We start from the raw sequence: 11,942 nt of genomic DNA, 5'->3' as shown, positions 1-11,942 counted from the left end.
CTATAAAACCAGCACCAACCGTGCCCCGCGCCAACATCAGCCAGGCGAAATGGGTGAGGAAATGTACGTCTGGTTGCGGCTCAAACTGCTGGCAGATGCGGGCCTTGTCGGCTTGCCAAATGCTGGCAAAAGTACGTTTATCAACCAGATCACCAATACCAAGGCCAAGGTTGGCGATTATGCCTTTACCACGCTGACCCCGCAGCTGGGTGTAGTCCATCACCGCAACCGCGAATTCGTGCTGGCCGATATTCCCGGCCTGATCGAAGGCGCGGCTGACGGCGCCGGGATTGGTGACCGGTTTCTGGGCCATATCGAACGCTGCCGGGTGCTGATCCACCTGATTGACATCAACGGCACCGATCCCGCCGAAGCGCTGGAAATCATTGAGGAAGAGCTCGCGGCCTATGGCGGCGGGCTGGATGAAAAGCCGCGCCTGATTGCGCTGAACAAGATCGATACGGTTGATCGCGAGCTGGTTGATATGTTCATCAAGGAACTTAAAGCAGCCGGCGCAAGCAAGATCTATCCGATCTCTGGCGCGACCGGCAAGGGGATGGATGCGTTGCTTGATGCGTTGATCGAATTCCTGCCCGCTGCGACCGTTACCGAACGTCCCAGCGGCGAACTGGAAGAAGGCGAGGACAAGCTCTGGTCGCCGGTTTGACTTAAAACCGCCCACACCTGCCATTCGTCATCCCCGCGCAGGCGGGGACCCAGTGTTGGTTGGCCCTGGGTCCCCGCCTGCGCGGGGATGACGACTTCAGGGACATGGGGAAGTCCGCCGGGCTGCGACTCCAAGCCAAAAAGCTTGCGGGTGCTGCCTTATCCGCTAATCCCCCGGCCATGACTATTGCCCGTCTCGTTGACCTAGCCGGCAAGGCCACCTGCCCCCGGCTGGTGGTCAAGGTCGGCTCGTCGTTGCTGGTTGGCACGGACGGTGTCCGGCGCGATTGGCTGGAGGGGCTGGTGGCCGAACTGGCGGCAGCGCGGGCCCGGGGCCAGGATGTAATCGTGGTCTCATCCGGCGCGATTGCGCTGGGCGCGGCCAAGCTTGGGTTTGACAAGGGCGGGCGCGCAAGCCTGGCGGATGCGCAAGCCGCAGCAGCTGTGGGGCAAATCGCGCTATCGGCACTGTGGGCCGATTTGCTTGGTGCGCACACTATCACCGCCGCCCAATTGCTGCTGACTTTGGAAGATCTTGAGGATCGGCGCCGCTATCTTAATGTCACAGCCACGCTTACCCGGCTGCTTGATGCCGGGGCTGTCCCGGTGATCAATGAGAATGACAGCGTCGCAACTCAGGAAATCCGTTTTGGCGATAATGACCGTTTGGCTGCGCGGGTGGCGCAGGCTGCCGGGGCCAGCGCGGTGCTGCTGCTGTCTGATGTGGATGGGCTGTTCGATCGCAATCCGGCCGATCCGGCGGCCCGGCGGCTGAATGAAGTGCGCGGGGTGACGGCCGAAATCCACGCCATGGCGAGCGGCGGCAGCTCGTCTGGCATGGGATCCGGGGGCATGACCAGCAAATTGCAGGCGGCCGAGATTGCCGAACGCGCCGGGATTGCCCTGGCCATTGCCAGCGGGCTGCATGATGCGCCGATTGCGCGGGCCTGTGAGCAAGGGATCGGAACATTGTTTCTCCCACGCCGCAAGGATGCAGGTCGCAAGGCCTGGCTGGGCGGGCGGCTGCGGCTGAAGGGTGCGCTGGTAATCGATGCCGGGGCGGCCAAGGCGCTGCACCGCGGCGGCAGCTTGCTGGCGGCCGGGATCATTGCGGTTGAAGGCCAGTTCCAGCGCGGTGATGCCGTGGCAGTGCAGGGCGAAGACGGCGGGGTAATCGCGCACGGCCTGGCTGAATATGATGCTGCCGATTGCACCAGGCTGCTCGGCCGCAAGAATGCGGAACATTCTGCATTGCTGGGCTATGCCCCGCGCTCTGCCGTGGTCCACCGCGATCAGATGGTGCTGATCTGATGTTGGCAATTACCGGGGCTACGGGGTTTGTCGGCCAAGCTCTGCTGGGTCGGGCGGTCAATTCAGATATTGCCGTTCGTGCCCTGGCCCGCAAATCGCAAGACCGGCGCGATGGCGTGGAATGGGTGCGCGGCGATCTTGATGCGGCCGATCAACTGCGTGCGCTGATGCGTGGGACCGAAGCCGTGATCCATGTCGCAGGCGTGGTCAATGATGCCGCCCAGTTTGAACGCGGTAATGTGCGGGGCACGCTCAACGTGATCGAGGCGGCGAAAGCTGAAGGCGTGTCGCGGTTCATCCACGTATCCTCATTGTCCGCGCGTGAGCCCGATCTCTCGGCCTATGGTGCCAGCAAGGCCAAGGCTGAAAAGCTGGTAATGGCCAGCGGGCTGGATTGGACGATCGTGCGCCCGCCGGGGATCTATGGCCCGCGCGATATCGATTATTTCGAGATGTTCCGGCTCGCCAAGTGGGGGTTGATGCCGGTGCCGCCAAAGGAAGGACGCGCCTCGATCATCCATGTTGATGATCTTGCGCGGTTGCTGCTGGCGCTGGTGCCGGGCGGTGAGGGGATTTCCTCAAGAAGTTTTGAGCCCGATGATGGCCGCCAGCATGGCTGGAGCCACTATGAACTGGCCCGCGCGGTTGGCTGGGCAATCGGCCGGCGCCCATGGGTGGTGCACCTTTCGCGCGCATCGCTGGAACGCGCGGCGCGGATTGATCGGCGTCTGCGCGGTGCCAAAGCGCGGCTGACCGAGGACCGGGTTGGCTACATGGCGCATCCCGATTGGGTGGTCAGCCACGGCCAGCGCCCACCCGCCGGCCTGTGGCGCCCGATTATTCCGACGCGCGAAGGCCTGAAGGCGACGGCGCAGTGGTACCGCGCGCAGGGTTGGATCTAAGCAGCTGCTTATTGGTGCGCGGATAAGCGCCTGTCCCTCGCCAATCATTCCCAATGCCGCCATCCCACCGGGACTATCCAGCCCAAAGGAACAGCATATGGAACCGAAACGTTGGGATCCCATCGTCAAGTTGACGCATTGGGGCATCGTAGCCGCTGTGATCGGCAATACGCTGTTTACCGAAGAAGGGTCGGGCTGGCACATCTGGATTGGATACGGCCTGGCCGCGCTGCTCGCCTTGCGGCTGCTGTGGGGCCTGGTCGGCCCGCGCGAGGCGCGCTTCAGTGCGTTCCCCCCCAGCCTCGCGCGGGTTCGCTCACACTTGGCGGAAATCCGCAACGGGCAGGTGACGCACCATGCCTCGCACAACCCGCTGGGCACACTGATGGTTTACGCGATCTGGGCAACCTTGCTGATCGTGATCGGAACCGGGGTGGCGATGTCGGGCCCGCCGCCGGCCAATCCGTCTGCGCTGCGCGGCGAGCATGTTGAGGGCGCAGATGACCGCGAAGCCGAACAGGACGAGGCCGAAATGCGCGTGCCTGGGGCCGCAGCCGCTGAGGGCGAAGGCGGTGAGGAAGGCGAAGATGAAGAGGGCCCGCTGGGCGAACTGCACGAACTGGCGGTCAACCTGCTTTATGTCCTGATAGCGCTGCACCTGATGGGTGTGGTATTCGAGAGCCGCCGCAGCGGTCCCGGAGTGATCAGGGCCATCTTGCCGGGAGGCAAACAGGATTGAACCAAGCATGGATGACAATGCAGCGGTGAATTTGGGACAAGACCGGCACGTGCTGCTGGTCGCGGTTGTGGTGGTGGTTCAGGCGGTGGCCGGGGTGTTCTTCATCGCCGATGCGCTGGGCGATCTGGGCGAAGACGGGGTAACCTTGCATATCGGCATCGAGGCACTGATAGCCTTTGCCCTGATGGCGGGCGTAATTCTGGGTGCGCGCCATACCCGGTTGCTGCTGGCCCAAGCGCGCCGCCGCGAAGCAGCGCTGAAGGTGGCGCGAGGGGCGCTGGCCGAACACGTCTCCACCCGGTTCGGCGAATGGGAACTGACCCCGGCCGAAGCCGAAGTGGCACTGTTCGCGCTAAAGGGCTGCGATATCGCCGAAGTGGCCCGGCTGCGCGGCGCAGCGCCCGGCACGATCCGCGCACAGCTTAGCAGCGTCTATGCCAAGGCGGGTGTATCCAGTCAGGCCGGGTTGGTCAGCCTGTTCTTTGATGAACTGCTTTAGGTCCTGACCCTAGAACGCCGGATCGTAACCCGGTGGCAAATCATCGGCTGCACCATCAACGTGGATCCCGCATTCGGTCTTGTCCCAGCCGTTCCACCGGCCAGAGCGGGCATCTTCGCCTGGGGCGACCTTGCTTGTGCACGGCGAGCAGCCGATCGAGGGATAGCCCCCTGCCACCAATGGGTGTGCGGGCAGGCCCGCAGCCGCCATATAGCTGCCGATTTGGTCGCTTGACCAATCGGCCAGCGGGTTGATCTTGAGCCGCCCGGCCTGATCGGTCAGATCAAGTTCAAACCGGGCAAGCCCGGCGCGGGCAGCATTCTGAAAGCCCTTGCGCCCGGTAAAGGTTGCATCAAAGCCCGCCAGCGCTGCGGCCAGTGGCTGTACCTTGCGAATTTCGCAACAGCCATCGGGATCGTAGGACCAACGCAGGCCGCTCTCATCGCGCTGGATCAATGCGGCGGGATCGGGGACGAGGTCGATCACATTGCTTAGCCCCAATCGCCCGGCCAGTTCATCGCGGTAGGCTAGCGTCTCAGGAAAATGCTTGCCGGTATCGAGGAACAGCACCGGCACGTTGCGATCGATATCGGCCAGCAAGTGCAGTAGCACCGCGCTCTCTGCACCAAAACTGGAAACCGCTGCGATCCGGCCTGCCAGTCCTTCGGCCAAAACTTGCGCCAGCATCGCGCGGGTTGGCACCGCTGCGAAGCGCGCATTCAGCGCCTCTGCATCTGCAGCTGTAAAGCGTGCGGCGGTGTCAATCCGATCGATCCGGCGGGCGGCTTCAGCCATGCCTTCTGGCCCAGATTGGCTTGCGGCCATCGCTGGTGGGCTGATACACCTCGGCGTAGCGGCTCCAGGCGGCCTCGGCATCGCCCGGATCCAGTGCGATTTCCGGTGCGAAGGCATCAAACCCGCAGCGCCGCATGAAGGCGATCTGATCGACCAGCACTTCGCCGACCGCGCGCAGCTCACCCTGATACCCGGCTTCGCGCAGGATCCGCGCAGCGGAATAGCCGCGGCCATCACCGAACACCGGAAAGTTCACTTCGATCAGCCGGATCCGGCCAAGATGGGGCAGCAAATCGCGCGCTTCGTCGCCGGGTTCAAGCCGGACCGCACTGGCGTTTGACTGTTCGCCAAAGGCCCCAACGGTAACACCGGGATCGCCAACGGGTTCATCATCGCGAAAGCGGAACTGGACGTCAGACATAGAGCGCCTCCTTGAACGGGGCCATCCCGATGCGGCGGTAGGTATCGAGAAAGCGTTCGCCTTCACCCTTGTTGGCAAGGTAGACTTCGGTCGCCTTTTCAACGGCATCAACAATGCCGTCTTCATCAAATCCGGGGCCGGTAATCTGGCCCAGTGAGGTATCCGCACCCTCGCAGCCGCCCAGCGACAGCTGATAGTTTTCCGTGCCTTTCCGATCGACCCCCAGGATCCCGATGTGTCCGGCGTGGTGGTGCCCGCAGGCATTGATGCAGCCCGAAATCTTGAGCTTGAGCTCGCCAATTTCCTGCTCTTTCGCGGCCAGGCGCTGGCTGATTTTCTGCGCGACCGGGATCGATCGGGCATTGGCCAGGCTGCAATAGTCCAGCCCCGGGCAGGCGATGATATCGCCGATCAGATCGAGGTTGGGGGTGCCCAGCCCGGCTGCATCAAGCTGCTGCCAGAGTGCATACAGATCGGCCTTCCTGACATGCGGCAAAACGATGTTCTGGGCATGGGTGACGCGGCATTCATCAAATGAATGGTCCCTGGCCAGATCGGCCATCAGGCGAATTTGATCGGCACTGGCGTCTCCGGGGATTCCGCCGATCGGTTTCAGGCTGATCGTAACCGCGATGTAGCCGGGCTGCTTGTGGGCCAGGCAGTTGTTATCCAGCCACAGCGCGAAATCGGGATCGCTGCGATCCACATCGTCAGCGATTCCGGCCTCGAACGGCGGATCAGCGAACATCGCCTTGATCCGCGCCAATTCGGCCAGCGGGGGTTCGATGTTCTGGGTCAGAAGATGGGCAAATTCAGCCTCAACCTGGGCAGTATATTCTTGCCGGCCCAGTTCGTGGACAAGGATCTTGATCCGTGCCTTGTACTTGTTATCGCGCCGGCCATGACGGTTGTACACGCGCAGGCAAGCTTCCGCGTAGGTAATCATCTGATCGATCGGAACCCATTCGCGGATACACGGCGCGATCATCGGGGTGCGGCCCATTCCGCCGCCAACATAAAACGCCGCGCCGATCTCACGTTTCGCATTTTGCACGATCTGGATCCCGATGTCGTGCAGCCGCATTGCCGCACGATCGATGTCAGATGCGATTACTGCCATCTTGAACTTGCGCGGCAGAAAGCTGAATTCGGGATGGAAGGTGCTCCACTGGCGGATCAGCTCTGCATAAGGGCGCGGATCAACCACTTCATCGGCGGCGGCCCCGGCATACTGATCCGAAGTTGTGTTGCGGATGCAATTGCCGCTGGTCTGGATCGCATGCATTTCAACCGTTGCAAGGTCTGCCAGGATATCGGGCGCATCTTCCAGCTTGATCCAGTTGTACTGGATGTTCTGGCGGGTGGTGAAGTGGCCATAGCCGCGATCATACTTGTCGGCGATGTGCCCGAGCATACGCATTTGATCGCCCGAGAGCGTACCGTAAGGCACCGCGACACGCAGCATATAGGCGTGCAATTGCAGATAAAGCCCGTTCATCAGCCGAAGCGGCTTGAACTGGTCTTCGGTGATGTGGCCATCCAGACGGCGGCGCACCTGATCGCGGAATTCTTCCACACGGGTATCGACCAAGGCCTGGTCGTAAGTATCATACTTGTACATCAGATCACCCACATGCCGGCTTCGGGATCGGCCGGCTTCAAAGTCAGGTCGGTGCGCACGGTTGGCCCCAGCGCGCGAATGCGGTCTTTGATGTGGGCAGGGCGCACGCCGCGCTGGTCCCTTATCGCGTCGATCGCATAGGCTGCGTTGACCCGGCGTGCCGCTTGTTCGCGGGCCAGGATCGTATCGCCGTGATCGCCAACATCCACTGCGTCTTCAACATGCAGCGACCATTGGACTCCATCCCACCAGGTGACAGCGCCGCTTTTCAAATCGTTTCCGGTCAAAATCTTCACAGTGCAGCCTCCAGCGCAAGGGCGCGCAATTCGTGTCGTTCGCTTTCGCCCGCCGCTTCGCCGATCACGATCACCGCCGGGCTTTTTACTTTGTGTGCAGCAACCAGCGCGGGCAGACCTGCCAGCGAACTACGCAGCATCCGCATCTGCGGGCGGGTAGCGTTTTCGATCACCGCCACCGGGATTTCAGGGGCCAGACCATCTGCGATCAGCTTTTCGGCAATTGCCTCGCTGGTGGCGAGGCCCATGTAGATCACCAGAGTGCGGCCCTTTCCGGCCAAGCCCGACCAGTCCTGATCGCGCAGTCCCTTGCATTGACCCGCCACGAAGCTGACGATCGAAGCGTGGTTGCGATGGGTCAGCGGCATCTGCGCTGCCGCAGCCGCGCCGATTGCGGCGCTGATACCGGGAACCACTTCCACCGGGACGCCGGCGGCGCGGCAGGCATCAGCCTCTTCACCGCCGCGCCCGAAAATAAACGGATCGCCGCCCTTGAGGCGCACGACATCGCGCCCCGCCAATGCTTCGCGCACCAGCAATGCGTTGATCTCTTCCTGCTGCATGGTGTGGCGCGAACGCTGTTTGGCAACAGAGATCAGCGTTGCAGTGGAGCGGGCGAGCGAGAGGACCGCCGGATCAACCAGGCCATCATGGACGATCAACTGAGCGTTCATCACCAGCCGCGCTGCGCGCAGGGTTAAAAGATCAGGATCGCCGGGGCCTGCGCCAACCAGCCAGACTTTACCGCAGGGAGGGGGACTATTGCTCATCCTGCTTCAATGGGCAGGTCTGCGTAGCGGTGCCAGCCAGAATGGCTTTGCGGGGGCCTAGATCAGCTATCGCGGACCGGCGCACCCGGCCATTCCCGGATATGCACATCGCGCTGCGGATAGGGCAGGTGCACCCCGTGTTCGCCAAACAGGCCCCAGATCCGCTTGAGCACGTCAGACCGGATGTTGCCCACGCCTGCTTCGGGATCGTCGATCCACAGCTGGATCTCAAACTGGATCGCGCTGTCCCCAAATGCGGTCAGCCACACCGATGGTTCGGGATCGGGGTGGACGCGGGGATGTTCGTGCGCGGCTTGCAGCATCAGCCGCTCGGCCAGTGCAACATCGCTGCCATAGGCTATCCCCACCGGCACTTTCAGACGAACATCGCGGGTCGAGAACGACCAGTTTTCAACGGTGGAAGTCATCAGCAGTTCGTTGGGGATCAGATATTCGATCTGGTCGCGGGTAATTACCGAAACCGCGCGAATGCCGATCCGGTTTACCTGCCCCACCGTCTTGTCGGGGCCGGCACCAACTGCAATCACATCGCCGGGCTTGATCGATCGGTCCATAAGCATGATGATGCCCGAGATCAGATTGCCAAACGTTTTTTGCAGGCCAAACCCGATCGCCAGACCCAGTGCGCCTGAAAATACTGCCAATGCGGTGAGATCAATTCCCAGAAAATCGATCGCCAGCAATCCCAGCAAAAGCCACAGCCCGACCCCTGCCAGCTTTTCGCCGAGCAACTGCTGGGTTGGATCAAGCCGGTGCATCCGGCGAAACAGGCGCCGCACCAGAAAGTTTCCGGCGCGGCCGGCAACCATCACGCCCAAGCCGACGCCAACGACCAGCAGCGCCCAGTAGAGCGAGACGTGATAGTTTCCGATATCGAACCCAAGCGCATCCAGTTTTGCCGTCCAGACAGCAACCTGCTTGTGAATGCTCATGCTCCAGACTCAGCCTCAGCCCAAGCTTCAAGGCCGCGCGCCAGATCGGCAATCAGATCGGCCGGATCTTCAAGGCCAATCCACAGCCGAACCGCATGATGGTTGCTTGCGCCAATTCCGCGCGGCGGCCAGGGCATCACATCACGATCACGTTCAGGATGGCTGCCAAGCGCCAGGCTTTCAAACCCGCCCCACGAATACCCAATCCCGAACAGCTGGAGCGCATCGACAAAGCGATCGCGTGCCTTGCTATCGCCCCCAGCCAAGGTGATCGTCATCAGCCCGCAACCGCCGGTGAAATCGCGCTTCCACAGATCATGACCTGGCGCCCCTGGTAGCATCGGAAACAGCACCGCGGCCACTTCGGCGCGCTGCTGCAGCCATTCCGCGATCTTGAGCGCGCTGGCCGAAGATCGTTCCAGCCGAACGCCCATGGTGCGCAACCCACGCAGCGCCAGCGCGCAATCATCAGGTGCAGCTTGCTGGCCCAGCATCAGCGAGCGCTTGCGCAACCTGGGATAGTATTCGGCATTTGCGGTGACGCTGCCCAGCATCAGATCCGAATGCCCGCCAACGTGTTTGGTCAGCGCCAGGATCGAAAGATCGGCGCCATGTTTCAGCGCCTGAAAGCCGGTTGGCCCGGCCCAGGTATTGTCCAGCAGTACCGCCAGGCCTCGATCCTTCGCGGCGGCTGCCAGGGCCGGCACATCGCACACTTCCATCGAAACGCTGCCTGGGCTTTCAAGCAGGACCGCTCGGCTGTTTTCGGCAATCATCGCGGCAAAACCGCTGACATCAAGCGGGTCAAAGAACCTTGCGGTTATCCCGTAATCGCGCAAGGCATGGACTGCGATTGTCCGGCTGGGATCATAGGAATTGTCCGAAACCAGCACCTCGTCGCCGGCTTTCAGCACGCTGAGCAGGGCCATCGCGGGGGCCGCCAGCCCGGTTGGGTAAAGCATTGTCCCAGCCGCGCCAGGCTCCAGTTCAGTCAGGGCATCAGCCAGCGCCCATTGGGTTGGTCCGCCGCGCGCGCCATAATGGAACACGCCGTCCTTGTTAACGTGCAGCCCGGCCTGCTGGGCGGCGCTGTTTTCATACAGATGGGTGCTGGCCCGCCAGACCGGCGGGTTCACAGCTGGCCCGGTCCACTCCTTGCGCCGCCCGCCCAAAACCAGGCGGGTTGCGGGAGAAATGTCCTTTGGCGGTTCCTTCGCCACCTGGCTTCAGGCCTTGACGGCCTTTGGCGTATCAGGATCGGCGCCCCATTCGGTCCAGCTGCCATCATACAGCGTGGCATCTTCCTTGCCGATCAGGCCCAGGCCAAACAACAGTACACAGGCCGTCACGCCGCTGCCGCAGCTGGTAACAACCGGCTTTGAAAGATCGACCCCGGCGCCTTCGAACGCAGCCTTGATTCCGGCCGCGTCCTTGAAGGTACCATCGCCGTTATAGAGCGCGGTGAACGGCACATTGTGCGATCCGGGGATATGGCCCGATGCGATGCCGGGGCGGGGATCTTCTTCTGCCCCAGACCAGCGCGCCGCGCCGCGGGCATCGATTACCTGTTCGTCCTTTGAATGCAGATTGGCCAGAACCTGCGCCTTGGTGCGAACGGTGCTATCATCCTGCCATGCGGTGAAGTGGCGGTGGCGCAGCGTTTCCTTGCCTTGTGCCAGCGGGCGGCCTTCGGCTTTCCATTTGGCAATCCCGCCATCAAGGATCGCAACATCGTGTGCGCCAAACATTTTCAGCATGAACCAGGCCCGCGCCGAGGTTTTTACCGCGCTGTCATCATAGAGCACGATCCGGCTGCCATCACCCAGGCCCAGGCTTTGCATCCGGCTGGCAAATTTTTCCGCAGGTGGCAGCATGTTTTCCACTGCGTGCGAACTGTCCACCAGATCAGAAAGGTCCATGAACACTGCGCCCGGGATATGCCCGGCTTCGTATTCGGCCAGGGGATCACGCCCCGTGCCGGCCAAATGCTTGGTGCAATCGACAATTCGCAGATCGCTCGCACCCATTTCACCTGCGAGCCACTCGGTCGAAACCAGACTATCCATAATATTTGCGTCCTCCTGGCGCAGGTCGATTCACCTGCCAGCGCCCTCTTTCGCTGCAGTTGCGAAATAGACTAGCCGCGCAATTGCGCCGCGTCGAGGGGGAGAATCGGCAACTTTGTGTTCCGCCTGCGCGGAACCGGTGTTGCAGTGACTGCATGGCTCGTCAGATTCAACTTACCGCGCGCTGGCCGATCCGCGAATAGGTACGTGGGCCCAGATCAAGCCGGAACGGGCGAAGCGCCGCGCCGGGCTGTTCGGGCAGCTCGCCCACAACAAAGGTCTGCACCTGCACCAGCGGTGTTCCCGCCGCAGTGCTGGCTTCAACCCGCCACCGGGCCAGTGGGATGAAATAGGCCGCATCGCCAGCCCGGATCGGCACCAGCGTTGCCAAGGGAAGCCGGAAATCCCCGGTAAATTCAGCGCTTTCGCCCGGCGCCAAAGTGACCAGTGCATGGCGCAGTTCCAGCCGATCGTTGTCATTCGCGATCTGTTTTTCGGTGGGCAGCGATCCGTGCGCCGCGATCATATCGCCTTCCACCGCCAACGCGGTCAGCGGCTGTTCGCTGGTGTTGGTCAAGGTCAGCGCATAATTGAGCGTGGTCGCGACCAGCGATGCATTCATCCGCCGGGCTTCAAGGGTGATTGTCAAACCCGAAGCGGCAGCGGCAGCCGGCTGCGGTGCAATCGTTGCAAGTGCGGGCGCAGGTGCTGTTTCTGGCTCAGGCTGTTCTTTGGATTTTACAACCACCGGGCGTTCAAATTCCAGCAGTTTCACCGCCGGGGTGCGCCAGCGCCACCATAGTACAGCAAACAGCGCTGCCAGCAGCGCGGCTGCCCCAGCAATCCACGGCCAGTACCAGCCGGGACCGGCCCCAGTATTGGCGCCAGTATCTGCCCCGGTAT

The 11,942-nt window shown here is 62.2% G+C and carries 13 protein-coding genes and 1 pseudogene; 5 read left to right on the top strand and 9 right to left on the bottom strand.

Annotated elements, in window-relative coordinates:
- The 5 genes from ABL914_RS13035 to ABL914_RS13015 all read left to right on the top strand — a co-directional run.
- Positions 1-667, top strand: a 667-nt coding sequence (locus tag ABL914_RS13035) for a GTPase (protein ID WP_391563619.1), incomplete at its 5' end; no start/stop codon positions are given.
- A gap of 179 nt (positions 668-846) precedes the next feature.
- Positions 847-1,977, top strand: a complete 1,131-nt coding sequence (gene proB / locus ABL914_RS13030; protein WP_391563618.1) for a glutamate 5-kinase — start codon at positions 847-849, stop codon at positions 1,975-1,977.
- Positions 1,977-2,879, top strand: coding sequence for an NAD-dependent epimerase/dehydratase family protein (locus tag ABL914_RS13025; protein ID WP_391563617.1), 903 nt, complete (start codon positions 1,977-1,979; stop codon positions 2,877-2,879). Before proB ends, ABL914_RS13025 begins: the two co-directional genes overlap by 1 nt.
- A 97-nt stretch (positions 2,880-2,976) precedes the next feature.
- A complete protein-coding gene (locus tag ABL914_RS13020; protein WP_391563616.1) occupies positions 2,977-3,618 on the top strand; it encodes a cytochrome b/b6 domain-containing protein in 642 nt (213 codons plus the stop codon).
- A gap of 7 nt (positions 3,619-3,625) precedes the next feature.
- A complete protein-coding gene (locus ABL914_RS13015; protein WP_391563615.1) occupies positions 3,626-4,117 on the top strand; it encodes a helix-turn-helix transcriptional regulator in 492 nt (163 codons plus the stop codon).
- A gap of 9 nt (positions 4,118-4,126) precedes the next feature.
- On the opposite strand, the gene ABL914_RS13010 is transcribed toward ABL914_RS13015, so the two are convergent.
- The 9 genes and pseudogenes from ABL914_RS13010 to ABL914_RS12970 all read right to left on the bottom strand — a co-directional run.
- Positions 4,127-4,912 (bottom strand): phosphoadenylyl-sulfate reductase, encoded by a 786-nt coding sequence (locus tag ABL914_RS13010; RefSeq protein WP_391563614.1) that lies wholly within the window; start codon positions 4,910-4,912, stop codon positions 4,127-4,129.
- Positions 4,905-5,333, bottom strand: coding sequence for a DUF934 domain-containing protein (locus ABL914_RS13005; protein WP_391563613.1), 429 nt, complete (start codon positions 5,331-5,333; stop codon positions 4,905-4,907). The genes ABL914_RS13010 and ABL914_RS13005 overlap by 8 nt, the downstream gene beginning before the upstream one ends.
- Positions 5,326-6,954 (bottom strand): nitrite/sulfite reductase, encoded by a 1,629-nt coding sequence (locus tag ABL914_RS13000; RefSeq protein ID WP_391563620.1) that lies wholly within the window; start codon positions 6,952-6,954, stop codon positions 5,326-5,328. Before ABL914_RS13000 ends, ABL914_RS13005 begins: the two co-directional genes overlap by 8 nt.
- Complete coding sequence (locus tag ABL914_RS12995) at positions 6,954-7,250, bottom strand: DUF2849 domain-containing protein (RefSeq protein WP_391563612.1); 297 nt, start codon at positions 7,248-7,250, stop codon at positions 6,954-6,956. Before ABL914_RS12995 ends, ABL914_RS13000 begins: the two co-directional genes overlap by 1 nt.
- Positions 7,247-8,020 (bottom strand): uroporphyrinogen-III C-methyltransferase, encoded by a 774-nt coding sequence (gene cobA / locus ABL914_RS12990; RefSeq protein ID WP_391563611.1) that lies wholly within the window; start codon positions 8,018-8,020, stop codon positions 7,247-7,249. The genes ABL914_RS12995 and cobA overlap by 4 nt, the downstream gene beginning before the upstream one ends.
- A gap of 62 nt (positions 8,021-8,082) precedes the next feature.
- Entirely contained in the window at positions 8,083-8,973 is an 891-nt protein-coding gene (locus tag ABL914_RS12985; protein ID WP_391563610.1) for a mechanosensitive ion channel family protein, read from the bottom strand.
- Positions 8,970-10,193, bottom strand: coding sequence for a cystathionine beta-lyase (metC, locus tag ABL914_RS12980; RefSeq protein WP_391563609.1), 1,224 nt, complete (start codon positions 10,191-10,193; stop codon positions 8,970-8,972). The genes ABL914_RS12985 and metC overlap by 4 nt, the downstream gene beginning before the upstream one ends.
- Positions 10,194-10,199: 6 nt before the next feature.
- A complete protein-coding gene (gene sseA, locus ABL914_RS12975) occupies positions 10,200-11,039 on the bottom strand; it encodes a 3-mercaptopyruvate sulfurtransferase (RefSeq protein ID WP_391563608.1) in 840 nt (279 codons plus the stop codon).
- A gap of 169 nt (positions 11,040-11,208) precedes the next feature.
- Positions 11,209-11,942: pseudogene (locus ABL914_RS12970) on the bottom strand (hypothetical protein); the annotation flags it as partial.

It is taken from the genome of Novosphingobium sp., assembly GCF_040079535.1.
GTDB lineage: Bacteria > Pseudomonadota > Alphaproteobacteria > Sphingomonadales > Sphingomonadaceae > Novosphingobium.
The sequence above is the reverse complement of the archived record's forward strand: the minus strand, read 5'-3'. Positions and strand labels throughout refer to the sequence as shown.